Here is an 18,133-nt window from a genome sequence, read left to right as displayed (position 1 = left end):
TTCCAGACACGACAAACTAATCAGTCCACCTGAACTACTTGCAGCTGCTCACCGCCTAGCAGAATCAAATATTTTTCAATCTGCGAAATGCCATAAGAACGGCTGAGAGCTTGAGCATATAAGTCTAGCTGGCCACGGTAGCGAGCAATCAACTCAGACGAATCCTTGTATTTATCCGTCTTGTAGTCAAAGAGAATGATTCGGTCCTCAAAAAGCAGGTAACCATCCAAAATACCCCGCAAAACAAATTCCTGACCGCTAGCGTCATCCCTCTTGAGCATGGCAAACGGTGCTTCTCGACGAACTCTGTCACTGTTCTCAATCAAGAGTCGCCCCAAATCCGTCTCGAAGAAAGATGCAATCTTAGGCAGCTGAATCTGCTTTTTGACCGCTTCATCGGCCTGAACCTGAGCCAAGGCAGAACGAAGTACAGCCATGCTGGGACGGCCATCCAAAGGAATCCGCTGCATGAGTTCATGAACGGCACTGCCGACTTGCGCCCCAGTCACTTTGGCTTTCTTGCCAAAATCAGGCAAGTCAAAGTTAGGCTGAGGCCGAAAAGCTGCTCGCTCATCCATGATATCCAGGCCATCCGTATCCATGATCGGCTCATAAAACTTCTTAATCTGGCTTGGAGTTCGCACACTAGGCAGCTCAATGGCAGAACGGTACTGGCTGTTCAGCCGGTCCACACTTTCTAAAATATCCAGAGCCCGACGGATATCATCCGACTGACGATTATCTGCCAAATCATCCAATGGAAAGAGCACAGGCTCATTAACCTGCCCTATCTCTTCAGCAGTTAGCTCCTCATCAGTGACAAAACGAGTCTCGTAGGCAAGATTCTCATCAGAAAAAACAGCCTGAATGGCATAGAGCCAGTCTTGGAAATTGTTGAGCTGGCTGCGCAGACTGGCAGACAAACGCCCTTGTTGGCTCTTGCCCCACTGACGCTTATCCAAGGCCTCTTGACTGCCCTTGCCGACCAGATAGAGCTTGGTTTCAGCTCGCGTCATGGCCACATAAAGCAAGCGCATCTGCTCAGACAGACTAGCCAACTGCAGCTCTGCTAGATTCTGCTGATAAGGCAGCGTATCCATGGAAATGCGCAGCTGATTTGGCGCATAAGGATCTTCCACAGACACCGATACATCCGCTACATACTTGATGCCAACTCCTTTGGTCCGGCTAAGGATAATAGCAGAGCTGCTATCCTGACGGTTGAAGGCCTTGTCCATATTGAGCAGGAAGACATACTTGAACTCCAGCCCTTTACTCTTATGAATGGTCATGAGACGAACGGCATCCTTAGGTGCCGCCACTGGCACACTAGCTAGATCGTGCTGATTTTCCAAGATACGGTCTATCATCCCGATAAAGCGAGAGAGACCCTTAAAGCTAGATTTTTCATACTCATTAGCCCGCAAAGAGAGAGCATAGAGATTGGCCTGTCTCTGGGCACCATTGACCAGAGTCCCCACCATGTCATAGTAGAAACGGTCCTGGTAAATCTTCCAAATCAAATCATACAGCGAATGCGTCTTGGAATAGGTCCGCCAGCTTTGTAGGGTCTCATGGAAATGCTGCAGCTTTTTCTGCAGTTCCTGGGTGACTAAAGCAGGATTCAAACCTCTACCTTCAAGGGCATTAACCAGCTTTTCATAAAGATTTTCCTGAGAACGCTCTTGACTGGCCTGCAGGGACAGCCGAGCCAGCTCGTCCTCACCAAAGTCAAACATGGGAGACTTGAGAAGGGCGGTCAGGGCATAGTCATTCAGTGGATTATTGATGGTCCGCAGGGTGTCTAGCATGACCAATACCTCTACTGACTGCAGATAGTTTGCTGCGCCATCATCTGGTACCAGCGGAATCTGGTGCTGCTCAAAGGCAGCTAAAATCAAATCATTGCGGGTTCTGGATGCCGTCAGCAGCGTAATATCTTTAAAAGCCACTCCTTCTTCATTGTGCAGGCGGATGATTTCCTTGATGACTAGGTCCACTTCCCCAGCTGATACTGCCTGTGACAAGCCTTCATCAGCCTCCTCTTCCGGACTCTCCTTGGAGCCTTCATAGATTAAGAAAGAAGCGCGATTAACTGGATTAGGCTCGCGTTTGGCTGGATTTCCCGCCACCAAATAGTGGGTTTCATTGTAGTCAATTTCCCCAACTTCTTCATCCATCAGGCGTTTAAAAACATCATTGGTCGCTTCCAGTACCTCAAGATGACTACGGAAATTTTCCTTAAGGACGATTAGCTTGCCCTGACTGCTATCCTCTTGATAGGCTTTAAACTTATCACTGAAAATCTGCGGATCCGCTTGACGGAAGCGGTAGATAGACTGCTTGATATCACCCACCATAAAGCGATTTTGCTCTCTGGCAAGCAAGTCCAGCATGCGCTCCTGCGTGTGGTTGGTATCCTGATACTCATCCACCATGACCTCGTGGTAGCGTTCCTGATAAAAGTGACGCACCTCTGGGAATGTCTCTAAAATCTCAATAGCAAAATGGCTGATGTCACCAAATTCAAAGGCATTTTCTGCTTTCTTCCGCTCCAAGTAAGCCTGTGCAAAGTCCGCCACAAAATCCCGCAGAAGCTCAACCAGAGGCAAACACTCCTCCTGATGCAGCTCGATAAAGTCCAGTTGATAAAGCTGCTGGTCAAAGCTTCGCAACCGCTCAATCATAGGCTTCCTAGCTTCATTGTAGTCCTTGGCCATTTCTTTTTTGAGCTCGTCTGCATTCTTGCCAACCCGAGCTGTAAAGGCCTGGCCATTGGAAAGTTGGGAAAGTGCCACGATTTGTTTGAGAATCTGACCTGTTTCTTCTATCGGTGACAGTTCATTCAGGACTGCTAAGATGGTCAGAGCATCTTGGACATTTTCCTGATACTTGGCGCCCACAAATTCTCTTCCTTCATGCTCCAGATGGGCAGAAAAGAAAGCTTCCAGCTCCCAAAGGGCTGATTTGATTTGGTCAAATACCCGCTCTCTTTCTGCTGCAAAGTCGCTGTGCTCATAGCCATAGAGGAAGGTTTCTTCCAGCCAGCGCTGAGGACTGCTAGTTGACTGCAGAAAGCTGTAAATCCGATAAACTTGCTCTCGGAAACCTGATAAATCCTTGCGCTTACCAGTAAAGTTCTTTACCAAACGGCTAAACAAAGCCTGACGCTCGCTGTCATAGTAACGATCAAACACTTGACTGAAAACTTCATTTTGCAGAATCAGCTGCTCACTGGCAGACTGGAGAATCCGAAAATTCGGCGCCAAACCAAGCAGGTAACCATAGCGACTAAGCACTTTCTGGGTAAAGGCGTCCATAGTACCAATATCGGCATTTGGCAGGTCAGCTAATTGCTGGGCTAGGTGTTGCTTGAGTTCAGGACTCTCAGCCTCTTTCAAGGCCTGCCCCAGTTCCTTCTCCAACCTCTCTTTTAGCTCGCCTGCCGCCTTGACGGTAAAGGTTGAGATAAAGAGCTGACTGACAGCAACACCTCTAAGAATCTGGTCGATAATCCGCTGGACCATGACAAAGGTCTTACCTGATCCGGCCGATGCGGAGACCAGAATATTCTGGCCAGAGGAGTAGATGGCCTCAATCTGCTCTGCCGTCTTTTTCTGTGGCTTGTCCGAAGCAGCTTCTTGGGCTTGCTTAAGAGCAATTTCTTCTGCAGTTAAAAAAGGAATTCTCTTCATTTTTCCAGCTCCTCCCTCATCTTTTCTAGCCAGGCCTGGCGCAACTTCTCACCAGTTGGCCGCCTATCAAACTTGCTTGTATCCAACTTTTCTAGCTGCCGAGCCTGTCCCAAATGGAGATTGGCTTCAAAGCCAGTAATGGCCTTAAACTGCTCCACATAAGGTGCAATGCTGCGCCCATTCTCTGTATAAGGATTGACTGCAAAATGGCCTGATAGAATGCCTTCTGCAGCTTTTTTGTAGAGATAAGCATTATAGGCCAGCAGCAAGTCCAAGTCTTCCTGGCTCAGCAAGTTGGTCTTATTTTTCTCATAGAGCGGACCAAGCTCCTTGACAGCATCAGCCACAAAAAGTCCCTTGTACTGCAGTGGCTTCATAGACTGATTGACTGCATCAGCCAAGGTCTTGGTATCTTTAAGCGCCACAATCGGATCGGTCATCTGCAAATACATGGCGCCAAAAGTTCCCTTATCCTCTTTATAGTCTGCTAACTCCTCAATCGCTGCCAGATAGGTCGGCAGCTGAGAATTCAGTCCATTAAAGAACTTATCAAAGCTGAACTTAATATCGCCAGACTTATAGTCCACCACTCCCAGACTCTCTGTCTTAGTCAGACGGTCAATCCGGTCCACCTTACCGCTCACGATCACTGCTCTGCCATTTTCCAAAGTCAGGAAAGGCTTAGAAGCTGAGCCAAAGCCAGTCTCCTCACCAATGGTCTCAATCCCGGTGGGATGAGCCAGCACACGACCGGTCGCCCGCGCTGTATCTAGCAAGAGCTGGCGCGCAAAACGGGTCTGTCCTGACTCACTGTAGACACTCTCAAACTCGGCCTCTCGGCTGGTCTCTTCCATAGCCTGCGCTAAACGCCGGTCAAAATCAGCTGACGAATCATCCTGCAGGACCTTTTCAAAGATCCGATGGAGGAAAATCCCATGACTGCGAGCATCAGGATGAATAGTCCACTCTTCCTGTAATCCCAGAATATATTTGATGAAATAGCCATATTGATTTTTGAAGTATTCGTTTAAAGCAGACGCTGAAAGTCGGATAGGCTGCTCCTGAGGGTAGAGGGCTTGCAGAGTTTCCGGCTGCAGAGACTCCGTTTTCAGTTCCTTGCTGATTTGCGGAATGCTGATACCTTCTGCTGCTAACTTCTTGCGGAGAACCCGCACAGCTACTGCCCAAAAAGTCTGTTCCTCTACTGTCCACTCTCGGTCAATCTCCTCTTGGTGGAGCTCGATGATTTGAGAAAGTAGAGCTCGGTAGCTGCCAATATCGTCACTGGAAGCCTGAGGCTTTTTGACAATGATGGGCAAGGAAAGCGGAGCTGCAGTCAATTCCAGCAGATAGGTCGACATACTATCCTCTACTTCATTGACCAAGGCTGGCGCAGACAAGACCAGCTCTTTAGTAGCAGAATTCATCAACGACAGAGCCGTATAGCGATTCTTCTTGAGATTTTCTGAGCTGGCAATCTGCAGTTCTGCATGAGAATCCGTTGCGTCATTGAGCCGAGCGCGATCTTCATCACTAAGCAGACTCTTGTTTTGTGCGATTTTAGGGAAACGCTCCTGTGTCAGTCCAATCGCGTAGACATAAGGTGCTGCTAAAGGCTCTATCAGGTCATAAGACTGGACCTTGACCACATCTACTGTCGCTGGCACTGTCCGATAGTTGGACAAAAGCATACCTGACAAGACTAAGGCTAGAAAATCGTCTAGTTTGACCTTGCTATCTGCAAAAACCTGAGCAAACTGCTCTAAGACATGGCTGAAAGCCTTCCAGACTTCCTCATGGCGCTCCTGCTCCTGCTGACTTTCTCCCTGCAACAGAGCCGTCAAATTGTCCGACAAACGAGCTACTTGGACAAACTCCGTAAACTTAGCTAGGAGACCAGACGCCGTCTGACTGCGGGATTTGAAAAAATCTTGCAGCGGAGCCATGACCCGGCGGCGAATATGATTGAGATGATCTAGGTCAAATTTCCCTTGGCTATTGGCCGTGAAATCCTTAGCTAGCTTGCCGGCTCCCTTAATGTCCGCAAAGCGCAGATATTGCTCAAAATGATCCAGCTCTTCTTGAGTCAAATCGCCATAGAGCCCCGTCTTTAAGAGATTGAGCAGGTCTTCCAGTTGGAAATTATAGCGTTTGAGCCGCTCCAAAGATTCGACAAACTGGACCAGCGGATGCTGGGCCATCGACTCGCTCCGCCCCAGATAGTAGGGAATCTGATACTGATCAAAAATGGTCTTGAGCTGAAGCTGGTAGGCTTCCACATCTCCCAAAAGCAGACGAATATCCTTATAGCGCACACCATCATGAACCCGCTGTCGGATGGACTTAGCCACATACTCCAGCTCTTCTTTCTGGTTCATAGTAGCCCAAATTTGGAGCTGCGAGCGGTCTGTCTCACTAAGACTAACCGTTGATTCTGAAAAGTCATAACTACTCTCTAAGATCTTAGAAATCCGTCCAAAGGCATCTTCTGCTTCTGCATGAGAGATATAGTCAGGCTTGACCTGATAGTCCTCGGCTAGCTTTCTCAAAAAATCCACGCTGGCCTGATAGAGATTGCCCTCACGAAAGGCTGCTCGATAGGCTTTTTGGCTGGCATAGGTCCCAATGACAATCTCCACACCTTTCCGATGCAGAAGACCGACTAAGTATTCCTCTTCGGCAGAAAAACGAGTAAAGCCATCAATGACCAGGGCCAAATTCTCCAACTCCTCATCCGTATCACCAGCCAGAATATGCTGGGCAAAAGCAGCAATCTGAGAAGACGAATCAAAATCGCCCTTATTCAGAGCAGCAGTCACCGCTGTAAAAATCTTGACCAGATCCTCCCGCTTCTCAGGCTCCTCGAGAAATTCCAGATCCGCAAAGGACATCTGGGCAGTCTGCAGTTCATTATAAAGATCCATCAATTGCTGGATAAACTGGGCATCCTTCTTAATCCGGCCATAGACCTTAAGCTCTCCATCATCCAGCTCTGTCAAGGTCCGATAAATCAGCATTCCCAGACCAATATCGTCCAAACTATGCCCTTGCCGAACATGATTGAGGACAAAATACCGAGCCATCTGGGCAAAGCGCGTCACCGTAATGGCAAAGGAAGCCTTGTTCTTCAGGCACTCCAAAACCGCCCGCTCCTTCTCAAAAGATAGCGAATTTGGCGCAATATAAAAGACTCGCTTACCGTCCGCCACCAAGCTCTCAGCCTCCGCCACCAAGACCTTGGTCAAAGAATGGCGAATATCTGTATAAAGTAATTTCATAGCCTGCCTTTTCCTCTAGAAAATATAGGAACATTATACCATTTTTACCGATAATTCTCATGGAGAATAGTCCCAAGGCCCAATTAGAACTCAACGTCCAAATAGAGCTTTAATAACTAGCCTCATCATGCTAAGAAACAAACGAAAAAGCCACTGCTTCCAGTGACTTCCTAAGGCTCTCATTTTTTTCAAAGTAAGAGTTCATTTGATTTTATGCTTATTCATCTTTTCTTCAAAAATGCTTGTCATAATCACGCGCAATTCTTCTCTTTCCTTGTCGGGAAGTTCGCCTTGTTGCTTAGCAACAGCGTATAGTTCAGGACATTGCTTGGCAACTCGCTCAACCGTCTTGGTCGTCGCATGCCCTCTCACGAAGAAAGGAATCCTCTTAATCCATTCCTTGGGCACAAGTGCCAGAATCTTTTTGGCAGCTTCCTTATCGGAAATTTCTGCAGTGCTGAGCCCTTGATTAATCTGCTCCTGTTCCTTTTCTGTAAAATCTTTTAATTCCATACGCTTAATCTCCCAGTTCTATTTTCTTAATGCTAACTAAAGCACATTATTTACCCTCTACCCACTTCTCATTGTCCATGATAAAAGGTTTGGCCAGTCCTTCTCCTGTGTAGTCTTTATATTTGGTCTGCAAGTATTTGTAGACATCTTCCTTGGTCGCAAATTTGATTGCCTGATAAGGCTCTTCAAATGTCAGCTTTTCGATAAATAAATATCCGTCTTTATCTGGAACCAAGACGCCGACATGCCCGACAAAGAGAGAATCGCCGTCAAGATTGTCGTGAACTATGACAGAGAGCATTCGAGCCTTCTCGCTAAACTTGAACTGTTTGAAATATTCCTCCATTTTCTTAGCATGGACTTTTACATCTTGAGTCGCTTCAGTCTTGACTCTTGAAAACAGGATATTAAAATCTTCCTTATCTTTTGCATCAAAGAGCTTGCCCTTGTCAATCGCGTCATTATCGATAAACAAAAGTTCGTCATCTTTTTCAATTTGAGGGATATCGATGCTATTTTTCAGCAAAGTATAGGTATTAATCCGACAATTTGTCCCAATAAAATCGCCCTTCTTTGCCTGCCATAGAGGATTGATTTTTTCTACATCATACTCGGTTTTGGTAAACTTAGTGAAATCACCCCTTAATCCAGTAGAGCCAACAAGTCCATTGTAGTCATTGACTAGATTGACAAAGTGTTCGACACTGTCTTTATCCAAGTTGGCTGCCAACAAACTCTTGACTTCTTCGACACTCTTTTTACTATTTAGATTTGAATAAGTCGATGTAGTTTGACTTGTTTGATTATTTTTCTGCGAACTAGCACATGCTGCCATCCCAAAAGCTAAAGCCAAGCAGGCGCAGGACATGATTATTTTGCTGTATTTCTTCATTCTTATTTCTCTCTAATTCTTGTCTTCTACAGACTATTTTGCTTTACAATTTTTCTGATGAGCCTTCAACTTTTTCATGGCCCAGTCATAATGGCTGGAAGTTGCACTTACAAAATAGGAGCCCAGTACAGTCCCTCCGACCCATTTATAGACATTTTTTGAAAATAATTCTTCGTTTGTAAATGTGTCTGCCAAGTGCAAAACATCTTGATGGGACTGATGAAAGATCTCAGTTGCCTCTTTTAGAGAAGTCTTTTGATGCTTCTTCCAAAATTCCAGATTCAACTCTCCATAAGTCTTCCAGTTATAGGGCGCAGGAAGAAAGGGCTGCTCTTGACCCTTTTGATTGGAATGCACCCAATCTAACAAGAGCTGATGCCATTCATAGAGGTGAATCAAAACATCTCTTACATTTTTATCTCGCCTCCAATGGGCCTCTTTCTTCTTTTCATCCCGAGAAAAATCAAAGGGCGTATTTAACTCTTGATCAGATAAATTGGAAATGAGAGTTTGTAGTTTCTCATAGTTTTCCTTAGCAGCTAACAGCAAATCTTCTTTAGTTTTCGGTCTAGGCATAAGATTGCACTCCTTTGCAACTTTCAGCTCTTGGAAATCATTTTGCTAATACTTAGCATTTATAGGATTTTCTCAATTTCCTTTGCAATTTTACTCTTTTTCAATTTCCTATGTCGAAAGTATCTCCATAAAACAGCAGGATTTAAGCTGTAGGACAATTGCAATAGATAGTAATTTACCCACTCTATAAGAGCAAACATCCAAATCCCTAAAGAAATGAACAATATGGAAAATTCTCCGTGATTCAATAATATCACAAAAATTCCCGTAGCTAGTAAAATAAAATCCAATTTCTTCAATATCTTGTAAATCTTTCCAGTATACTTTTCAGCAAATCCTGGATTGGAGATCCTCTTGATTAAAATCCACCAAAAAATGGAACCTTGTATCAAGATAAAAGTTAGCAGAAATAAAGAGAAGGAAATAGAAATGAAGTCTTTAGTAGTGAGAATCCACTTTTTAAGCAGGAAAAAATTCATCCAAAATACTAAAACAGCTACCAATTCCCCGCTAGCTAAATTAATCAGCCTTTTCTTCAGAAGTTCTTTTGATTTCATCTTACACCACCATGAAAAAATTCTAACACTTTTAAAGAAGGAATTTTTAAGACCTTGTTTGTCCGAGTTCCTTTGTTTCTACTCCATTACCTTTTAGACTCATCACAATAAACTACAAATCCCTTTGGTAAGATGACAAGTTTCTCGTCATCAGTTTGGCATCGACTCACCAAATCAGCTGAATCTCTGTCTAAGAGATAATTCTCTTTGGACTGATTAAAAACAGCTCGGATTACTTGATGATCATGTTGCAATTCTAAAGCCAGCACATCAGGAGCGATTTCTTCTAAGCTAAATTTTCCATGCTGAATAATGTCCGCAACATCCTTACGAAGCTGAATCAAGTTCTTCATAAAATTGAGCATATCATTGTCATTGGAAACCCGGTCCCAAGGCATGACCCGTCTACAATCCGGATCCATACCTCCACCCAATTCTAGCTCGGTCCCATAATAGATACAAGGCGTCCCTCTTTGTAAAAAGAGAAAGGCGAGTGCGGATTTGACAAGCTGGATATCACCTTGAGCTGTCGCCAAAATGCGCTCCGTATCGTGCGAGTCCAAGAGATTAAACATAACCTCAGAAATCTGCTGCTTGTAATACATGGACTGGCAGTTAATCTCAGCTATAAATTGACTGGTCTTCTTGCTCCTGCTCAAAAAGTAGTCCTTGATACTATCGGATAGAGGATAGTTCATGACCGCGTGAAACTCATCTCCATTTAACCAAGGCTGAGAGGTATGCCAAACTTCTCCAAGAATATAAAGGTCAGGCTTTTTGGCCAAAACTGCCTTCCGAAAATCACGCCAAAATTGGTGATCGACCTCATTAGCCACATCCAGTCGCCAAGCATCAATATCAAAATGTTCAATCCAATAGGTCGCAACGCTTAAGAGATAGTCTTTCACCTCAGGATTTGCCGTGTTTAACTTAGGCATATAGGTGGCAAAGGCAAAGGTATGATAAGGGAGTTCTTTGGGATTCTCAAGTTTGTCATTTGTCACTGGGAACTCCTGAATGTGGAACCAGTCTTTGTAAGCTGACTTTTCACCATGCTTGAGAACATCCTGCCATTGAGCGGATTGATCGCCCATATGATTGAAAACCGCATCCAGCATAACCTTCATGCCACGCTGATGAGCTTGCTCCACCAGTTGACGGAAGGTTTCCTTGTCCCCAAAGTGTCGATCAATTTCAAAGTAATCCGTCGTATTGTACTTATGATTACTTGGCGATTCAAAGATGGGACAGAGGTAAAGCCCTGTAATCCCTAAGTCTTGCAAATAATCCAGATGGTCAATAATCCCTTGTAAATCCCCACCAAAGAAATCACTACTTTTAGGTGTGATTGACGAATCCCAATCTAGAGCTCCTTCTGGTGAAAGTTCAGCATTTCCATTGGCAAATCGTTCTGGGAAAATCTGATACCAGACCGTTTTTGAAACCCAGTCAGGAACCTGGCAGCCATCGATTTCGTGAATATAAGGGAGTTTAAAACCATTGCCCTCTAAAGCAAGGTTTTCTGGACTATTGTCAGCGAAACCTTTATCTCCATACAAGATGCTTTGACCTTCTTTATCCTTAAGCTCAAAAAGATACTGTAGCCTAGCAAAGCGCACAGAGACAGCCACTTGCCAATGATCAAATAAGGCATCAGAGGTCACTTTGACCATCTCTTTCACATCTTCATAAGAATCCTCAAGAAAAATAAAGGGATCGCCATAGTGCAAAACGATTTTCTCTACATCCTCTTTCTTAGTCCTAATTCTGATATGCACTTGACCTTCTTTATAAAGATAGGCATACTCCGACTCCGGTCTATGATAAATGGCTGTTAATTCCATACTTTTCATCTCCTAGATTTCTCTTTTTAAATTCATCGCAACTTTATGCAAACGATTCCATAGCTTAGCCCTAGTATACTATTTTAAAAAAATGATTGCAAGCTATTGTTCAAGTTGGGAAATAAAAGGTATAGTGGGCAATATTAAAAAGCCTTGAGGACAAGGCTTTTAGTAGTTTTCTATCTTGAGATTTTATTTACTTCTATTCTTTTTCCAAATTGATATTCCAACGCTTATTCAGTATTATTCTTGTTCATATACCAACTTGGGACTAATCGGTTCATATCATCATACCATTCTAAAATTTCCTTAGCTTGATTTTGCATTACTGATATTTCCTCTTCTCCATAAGGAACAGCCCATGGAAGAGCACCAACTAGATTACTTAGAATGTAAACGGCAAGAAGTTTCCAAAATAAATCTGGAACCTTGTCATCAAAATATCCATCTATCATACCTGATGCAAAAGAGGGAGATACTTGAGCTGACCACACGATACGATTGAACTCCTCCCAAGGATCTCCAACATCAAAACGATCAAAGTCAATCACATAAATCTCAAAATCTTCTCCAATCATGAAATTCCCAATATGATAATCTCCATGTTGGAAAACTTGGGGTCTGTTCTTTAGCAGTTCACGGTTTTCATTCAAAAAATCAATAAAGATTTGACCACTTTCATATTGGACGGGACATTCTTTGTATTTGGAGATTTTATCGTCAATTTTTCGATTAAAAAAGATTTCCCAGTCTTCACATACTTCTGTAGCAGGAATTGTATGAATCTTTCTAAGTATCCTTCCTGCTTCTATCCCGTAAGTGTATTGTTGTTTTTCTGAATAAGTTAAAATTGTATCTATTGCATCTCTTCCGTCTATCCACTCGTGTATAGAATGTACTTCGTCACCGCAGAATTCAAATTTAATCGGTTTACACATACGAACTCCAAGAGATGCAACTTTCTCCATCATATCAAATTCAATTTTCTTAGAATCTAACTTCTCTTTATCAGAAACACGCAATAAATATTTTTGCTGGTTCTGGTCTGTAACACAATATTTTTTATCATCTGACCAGCCTTTACTTATGGCTATCTTACTAATAAACTCCATCAATAACTCCTCGATTAACTTTACAAGATTACTATATAGTTCAAACTCTAATTCAAGAAAATCGCTTTATTTTTTAAGCTTTTAAAATTATTCAGTCGTTCATCAAGTTCTTCAACATAATCTTCGTTTGACATTTTTGTACTAATATTTTCAAATCTATCCAATTTTATCACCTTATCATAGCGCTTCAAGTCCTCTTCGCTATAGTGATGAATCACTTCTACGAGTGCTTGTGGGAGAGAGAAGAGAAGTTGATTGATTTTCTCTTGGTTTTTAAGATCCAGATTGGCCTTGACCTCATCAGCCAGGATAAATTGGCGATTGTGATAGAGAGCACGGGCAATTTCTAGCCGCTGCTTCTCACCGCCTGACAGAGTTTGATTGCTGGGTGTTTTGCCTTGGAGAGCTTTCAAACCGGTTTGCTGCAGAATCTCTTCCATCCTTCTGGAATCAAGTTCTTGTCCCAAAGCGATATTTTCTTCTAGTGTCAATCCATCAAAGATATGACTTGACTGGAGAATGTAGGCTCCTGCCTGATAGAGTTCATCCGAGTTTAGCTCTTGTCCATGGTAGCGAATTCGACCTTGACTAGGCATGATTTCACCATAGATGAGGTTCAGTAAGGTCGTTTTCCCAGACCCGCTTTCTCCGATAATGGCAATCTTTTCCCCTTCCTCAATAGTAAGGTCGCAAGGGGCTAGTATTTCTTGACCATCACGCTCTACGCCGACTTGCTCCAGCTGGATAGGAAAGACGGAACTTTCAAGAACAGAAGGCAGCGTCAACTCCTCTCCCAGCAATTTTTGATACTTATTACAGAGAGACTTGGCTGATTTTCTAGTATTGATAAAGTAAGATAGCTCCTGAAATTGGTAGCCGATATTATGCGATACTAAGTAAATCCCAACAAAGCTGGCTGCAGATAGGTAATTATAATAGGTCATGAAACCACCAATCACAATCGGCGCGACCGAGCAAAAGGCATCAATCCCATTGATAAAGAGACTGTTTAGCGTCCGTTGCTTTTCATAGGCGACTTCTTGCTCTAAAGCCTTGTGTAAATCTTTAGAAAACAGTTTGTAAAACAAGCTTTGTCCCCGATAATGCCGTATGGAACGAGCACCCGCAATCATATTGGTCACTTGAGAGACGTAGCCTTGGTTAGCTAGGGACTTCTGCTTAGTAATCGTATCCAAGTGTTTAGAGCCAATTCCACTACAAAGAACCGGTATCGAATAAAAAATGATAAAGAGCAAGCCTAGATAAAAATTTGTCCAGAGAGCATAGCAGATGGAGACGGTTGTAAATCCCAAAGAAGAAATGATAATGACAGTCGGCTCAATATAGTTATCTTCTAGCTGTTTCACATCATTTTCCAGATTGGACAAAACCTCTTCATCCGCTATCCGACGGCTATATAAGAAAGTCTGAAAGATAGCCTGCTTAATCCCCAACTTGAAGTCCGTCAGCACTCGTGCATAGTAATAGCGTTTCCCCGCCAAACCTAGCAAGAGAATCAAATTCCCCACAATCCCCCAAATCAAGACCTGCCACAGCAAATGCAACTGGTGATTGGTAAAACTAGAGACAATATACTGAATCAAAGCTGGTGTAATAACAGCCTCCAGCCAAGTAATCATAATTGCCACAAAATAGAAGAATAAATACTTTTTAGTTACATAAGATCTAAGCATAGCGTATAAACCTCCTGAAGTTATTTACCAACTTAGATGGTCGTTTTTTTCTCTAGACAGGGATAAAATAGGAGCTTGAATATTTGAATGAAAGCATTAAACGTAGGGCTGCTATTTTATAATCTTTCGAAAAAGACTTAAATAACTAGTTCTAAACATATCAATTTACTTTTATTTTTTATTCAAAAATATATCCAACACATCTGCATAGCTAACAAAGGGAGCAGGAAATACTAGTCCAGAATAAAATAACATTATGGTATTAAATAAATTCAATAGGACGGATACTCGTTTAAAGCGTTCTGTTAACTTAATTGCCATGGTATATAAGACAAAAAATACAGCATAATTAAGTATTGACATCAAAATCAAATCCACTAAATGTAATGAGGGCATAAAAAATTTTCCATTAAAAAACAGATGCGATAGAACGATTGAAATCAAAAAAATGAGTGTCGACCAAATAAAATAAGTTGTTGATCTAGCAATATAAATCATCATTGGTGTCCGTCTAGTTGTTTTGATATTTATATATTGATTAGTGCGAATTTCAAATTCCAACTCCTCATTAGCAATCAATATCACATTAGTTATAGAATAATAAATAAAAAAATAGAGTAGGTTTATCGGTTTATCACTATTGAAAATAATAATGATTCCTGTAATAAAAATCATCGAATAAATCACTTCGCAAATACTATCAAACGTGTATCGAACTCTATAATTAAAATATCTTCTTAATTCACTAAACATGGAAAAGGCTCCCCCTTTTTTTAGCAATGTTCAATAAAGTGAAAAATAGGAAAGTTCCAACTGACCAATATACTGCACAATAAACTATAATTAAAAAAACACTCTGATAGGACGGAGAAATAATAAAACTCCTCAAGGCATAGTAAGGGAAAAGCTTTCCTATAAAGCCAAATAAACCACCTAGCGGTGTTAGTATACCAGTAAAATACAGCATGAAATAAGAAATTAACGATGTAATGCTAGAAGTACGATTAAAAATGAAGCAGAGACTTGATAGGCAAAAACCCAAACCATATATGCTAATAATAGTTAGCATACATGCAGCGAAGCTTGCAACTAACTTTAAGATACTATCCGGAAAATCAATATCATTTAACGTGGATAAAACGATGAATATAGGTATAGCTTTAACTAGATCCACCAATATCTGAACCATAATTTTAAACATTAATACATGAAAAACACTCTTACTACTCTGGATTACACTAATCAAAGTTCTATCATAAAGGTCATCCTCAATAAAAAAAGTTGGATGCGTAATACTATGACTCGTAAAATACCAAGTAAATAATAAACATAACAATAAAAATTTACTTTGTGTATTTTTAAAATATTGAAGATAAGCTGAAACCATTATCAAAATTCCAAAATTTGAAAAAAATAAATTAAATTTAAACAGCATCATCTCCTGCAGCTGTCTCTTTAACTCCCTTCTTATTTCTTTAATCATCATTGATAACCTCATACAATATTTCTTCTATGCTTTCTTCAACTTCTTCAAAAAATATCATCTCAAAATTATTAAAGATATTATTTTTTACCTGACTATCTTTCACTTCAACAATCAATCTTTTATTTTCTACTTGATAAGATAAATCAGGAAACAGTCTCTCAAAAGCATCTTTATCAGAGTTTGAAATACCAATTCTATATTTAACCCACCTAGTATTTTTCCCAAAGATTTCTGAGAAACTACCTTGCTGTATTATTCTCCCGCTACGCATGATACAAATTCTTGTTGATATTTCTTTTGCAAAATAGATATCATGAGTCGTCATGAGAACAATGGTTCCTTTTTCTTGGCTGAGAGTTAGTAACAATTTCGCAAACTGCTTTTTGGCAATGACATCCAGACCATTGGTTGGCTCATCTAAACACAATACTTTTGGCTTACAAAGTAATGCAATAATCAAAGACAATTTTTGTCTCGTTCCTTGTGACAATTCGGACACCAAGACATCAACATAGGGATGGAAAGCTAGTTTATTAAATAAATCCTCCAATTCATCCTTAACCTGACCACGCGAAATTTTATTCAGATGTAAAAAGTAATCAATATTTTGATTTGCCGTCAGATATTCATAGTAGCCTCTACCGCTTTCTAGTACGAGCTTAACATTGTTATGAATATCTTTCGAAGTATTCTTACTGCCAAAAACAAATACATCACCTGCATCTTGTAACATTAAGCCAGAGATAATTTTTATGAAAGTTGATTTACCCGCACCATTGGTGCCCACTATAGAAACAATCTCTCCTGAATGCGATCCAAAGCTAGGAATGTCCAATACAACTTTACCACGAAAATTTTTCTTTAGATTGCTTATAATAATTTCATTCATACTCGCATTAACCTATTTCGATTACTAATACTTACACTGTCAAAAATTTACAAACAAGGATTTTTGAATTACTTTCTCTAAAATGTTCCTACGTTTTCACCAGCAAAGCTACACACTCAGCGGTTCGGACTTACCGTATCATTTCGTCGGTTCCCCTCCTCATTCTACGAGTCCTATCCCATGGGCGGAGCATCTACTTCTACTTCGCTGATACCTCAGCTCGTACAAGCAGTGATACCGCCTCGACATGATGCGTTTGAGGAAATAAGTCCACCGGCTGTACTTTCTTCAGTTCATAACCCAGCTCTTGATAGAGTTTGATATCACGCGCCATGGTTGCGACATTGCAGGAGATATAAGTGATTTTCTTGGGCTCCATGCTGACGCTGGCTTTGATGAAGCTCTCCGTCAGTCCTTTTCGTGGTGGATCGACTAGGATGACATCCGCTTGGATACCCTCTTTAAGCCAGTTTTGAATGGCTTCTTCAGCAGGGGCGCAGACATAGCTGGCGTTGGCAATTCCGTTGATTGCCGCATTCTTTCGGCTATTTTCGACAGCTTCTGGAATCACTTCCACACCATAGACCTGCTTGACCTGCTTGGCAACTGATAGACCGATAGTCCCGATGCCAGAGTAGGCATCAAGCACCACATCATCAGAGGTCAGCTCGGAAAAGTCAATGGCTGTCTGATAAAGCTTTTCTGCCATCTCGGTATTGACTTGATAGAAAGCTGGTCCAGAGATTTGGAAGTTATTTCCCAGCATCTGGTCGGTAATGTAGTCTTGACCATAAAGCGTTCGCCAGTCTTTTCCGAAAATCGCATTGCCGGGCTGGTCGTTGATATTCTGCATAATGGACTTGATAGCTGGAAAAGCCTCTGTCAAGCGCTCCATCAGCTGCTCTACTCGGAAAATTTTAGGTCGGGTTGTGACCAGAATTACCATAATTTCCCCTGAATAATGGCCACGGCGAACAACTAGATTGCGAATGAGTCCAGTCTTTTCTTGCTCATCGTAAGGTTTGAGGTCAAAACGACGGAGCAAATCACGTGTAAAGAGGATAACTTGGTCAATGACTGGATCCTGAATATAAAAATCTTCAATCGGCAGGAGGTCATGGGAATTTTTGCGGAAAAATCCTGTTTCCAGCTGACCATTGACACGGCGGACAGGCACTTGAGCCTTATTGCGGTAGCGCCGCGGCTGCTCCATACCAAGTGTCGGCGGCACTTCAACATCAGACAAACCAGCAATCTTATAGAGACTGTCCTTGACCTGCTTACGTTTGAAGTCCAGCTGGGCTGAATAGTTCAGATGCCCCAAGTCGGCAATCCCCGTACGAAGATAAGCCATATCAAGATTTTCATTGCGCTGGTCTGAAGTACGAAGAAATTCCTCCACCTTGCCAAAGCCGATTTTTTTGTTGACTTTGAGCACACGCATGCGGATGAGTTCACCCGGTAAGGCATTTTCCACAAAGAAAACCAGGCCTTCTGCCTTGGCAATTCCAGCTCCCTCATGGCTCAGATCCACGATTTCAACTTCAATCATATCATTCTTTTTTAACATATTTTTCTCTTTCTGCTTTATCGCTCT

13 protein-coding genes are annotated in these 18,133 nt (G+C 42.0%); all 13 read right to left on the bottom strand.

Annotated features, from left to right (window positions below; genetic code table 11):
• Positions 1–20: 20 nt before the first annotated feature.
• The gene (addA, locus tag DQM55_RS04695; protein WP_111675632.1) at positions 21–3,695 is read right to left on the bottom strand and encodes a helicase-exonuclease AddAB subunit AddA; all 3,675 of its coding nucleotides are present in this window, start codon (positions 3,693–3,695) and stop codon (positions 21–23) included.
• On the bottom strand, positions 3,692–6,973 hold the full coding sequence (rexB, locus tag DQM55_RS04690) for an ATP-dependent nuclease subunit B (protein ID WP_111675631.1): 3,282 nt from the start codon (positions 6,971–6,973) through the stop codon (positions 3,692–3,694). The genes addA and rexB overlap by 4 nt, the downstream gene beginning before the upstream one ends.
• Before the next feature lie 201 nt (positions 6,974–7,174).
• Entirely contained in the window at positions 7,175–7,486 is a 312-nt protein-coding gene (locus DQM55_RS04685; RefSeq protein WP_111675630.1) for a hypothetical protein, read from the bottom strand.
• A 46-nt stretch (positions 7,487–7,532) separates the two neighbouring features.
• Positions 7,533–8,378, bottom strand: coding sequence for a DUF4300 family protein (locus DQM55_RS04680; protein ID WP_111675629.1), 846 nt, complete (start codon positions 8,376–8,378; stop codon positions 7,533–7,535).
• 33 nt (positions 8,379–8,411) lie between these two features.
• Entirely contained in the window at positions 8,412–8,954 is a 543-nt protein-coding gene (locus DQM55_RS04675) for a ClbS/DfsB family four-helix bundle protein (RefSeq protein ID WP_111675628.1), read from the bottom strand.
• A 59-nt stretch (positions 8,955–9,013) separates the two neighbouring features.
• Positions 9,014–9,511: a hypothetical protein gene (locus DQM55_RS04670; protein WP_111675627.1), complete on the bottom strand. Its 498-nt coding sequence runs from the start codon at positions 9,509–9,511 to the stop codon at positions 9,014–9,016.
• Between the two features lie 86 nt (positions 9,512–9,597).
• A complete protein-coding gene (locus DQM55_RS04665) occupies positions 9,598–11,355 on the bottom strand; it encodes a glycoside hydrolase family 13 protein (RefSeq protein ID WP_172454718.1) in 1,758 nt (585 codons plus the stop codon).
• A 233-nt stretch (positions 11,356–11,588) separates the two neighbouring features.
• The gene (locus DQM55_RS04660; protein ID WP_111675625.1) at positions 11,589–12,467 is read right to left on the bottom strand and encodes an aminoglycoside phosphotransferase family protein; all 879 of its coding nucleotides are present in this window, start codon (positions 12,465–12,467) and stop codon (positions 11,589–11,591) included.
• 47 nt (positions 12,468–12,514) lie between these two features.
• Positions 12,515–14,161: a streptosactin export ABC transporter GggC gene (gggC, locus tag DQM55_RS04655; RefSeq protein ID WP_111675624.1), complete on the bottom strand. Its 1,647-nt coding sequence runs from the start codon at positions 14,159–14,161 to the stop codon at positions 12,515–12,517.
• A 171-nt stretch (positions 14,162–14,332) separates the two neighbouring features.
• A complete protein-coding gene (locus DQM55_RS11810; RefSeq protein WP_111675623.1) occupies positions 14,333–14,914 on the bottom strand; it encodes an ABC transporter permease in 582 nt (193 codons plus the stop codon).
• On the bottom strand, positions 14,907–15,647 hold the full coding sequence (locus tag DQM55_RS04645) for an ABC transporter permease (protein WP_111675622.1): 741 nt from the start codon (positions 15,645–15,647) through the stop codon (positions 14,907–14,909). Before DQM55_RS04645 ends, DQM55_RS11810 begins: the two co-directional genes overlap by 8 nt.
• On the bottom strand, positions 15,637–16,536 hold the full coding sequence (locus DQM55_RS04640) for an ABC transporter ATP-binding protein (protein WP_111675621.1): 900 nt from the start codon (positions 16,534–16,536) through the stop codon (positions 15,637–15,639). The genes DQM55_RS04645 and DQM55_RS04640 overlap by 11 nt, the downstream gene beginning before the upstream one ends.
• A 199-nt stretch (positions 16,537–16,735) precedes the next feature.
• A complete protein-coding gene (gene rlmD, locus DQM55_RS04635) occupies positions 16,736–18,106 on the bottom strand; it encodes a 23S rRNA (uracil(1939)-C(5))-methyltransferase RlmD (RefSeq protein WP_111675620.1) in 1,371 nt (456 codons plus the stop codon).
• Positions 18,107–18,133 lie beyond the last annotated feature (27 nt).

The sequence above is a fragment of the Streptococcus sanguinis genome (assembly GCF_900475275.1).
GTDB lineage: Bacteria > Bacillota > Bacilli > Lactobacillales > Streptococcaceae > Streptococcus > Streptococcus sanguinis_N.
The sequence above is the reverse complement of the archived record's forward strand: the minus strand, read 5'-3'. Positions and strand labels throughout refer to the sequence as shown.

Coding starts and splice junctions, on each gene's coding strand:
- DQM55_RS04660 (WP_111675625.1), bottom strand. CDS start 12,467: ATGGAGTTTATTAGTAAGATAGCCATAAGTAAAGGCTGGTCAGATGAT.
- rexB (WP_111675631.1), bottom strand. CDS start 6,973: ATGAAATTACTTTATACAGATATTCGCCATTCTTTGACCAAGGTCTTG.
- DQM55_RS04665 (WP_172454718.1), bottom strand. CDS start 11,355: ATGGAATTAACAGCCATTTATCATAGACCGGAGTCGGAGTATGCCTAT.
- DQM55_RS11810 (WP_111675623.1), bottom strand. CDS start 14,914: ATGTTTAGTGAATTAAGAAGATATTTTAATTATAGAGTTCGATACACG.
- DQM55_RS04680 (WP_111675629.1), bottom strand. CDS start 8,378: ATGAAGAAATACAGCAAAATAATCATGTCCTGCGCCTGCTTGGCTTTA.
- rlmD (WP_111675620.1), bottom strand. CDS start 18,106: ATGTTAAAAAAGAATGATATGATTGAAGTTGAAATCGTGGATCTGAGC.
- DQM55_RS04645 (WP_111675622.1), bottom strand. CDS start 15,647: ATGATGATTAAAGAAATAAGAAGGGAGTTAAAGAGACAGCTGCAGGAG.
- addA (WP_111675632.1), bottom strand. CDS start 3,695: ATGAAGAGAATTCCTTTTTTAACTGCAGAAGAAATTGCTCTTAAGCAA.
- gggC (WP_111675624.1), bottom strand. CDS start 14,161: ATGCTTAGATCTTATGTAACTAAAAAGTATTTATTCTTCTATTTTGTG.
- DQM55_RS04670 (WP_111675627.1), bottom strand. CDS start 9,511: ATGAAATCAAAAGAACTTCTGAAGAAAAGGCTGATTAATTTAGCTAGC.
- DQM55_RS04685 (WP_111675630.1), bottom strand. CDS start 7,486: ATGGAATTAAAAGATTTTACAGAAAAGGAACAGGAGCAGATTAATCAA.
- DQM55_RS04675 (WP_111675628.1), bottom strand. CDS start 8,954: ATGCCTAGACCGAAAACTAAAGAAGATTTGCTGTTAGCTGCTAAGGAA.
- DQM55_RS04640 (WP_111675621.1), bottom strand. CDS start 16,536: ATGAATGAAATTATTATAAGCAATCTAAAGAAAAATTTTCGTGGTAAA.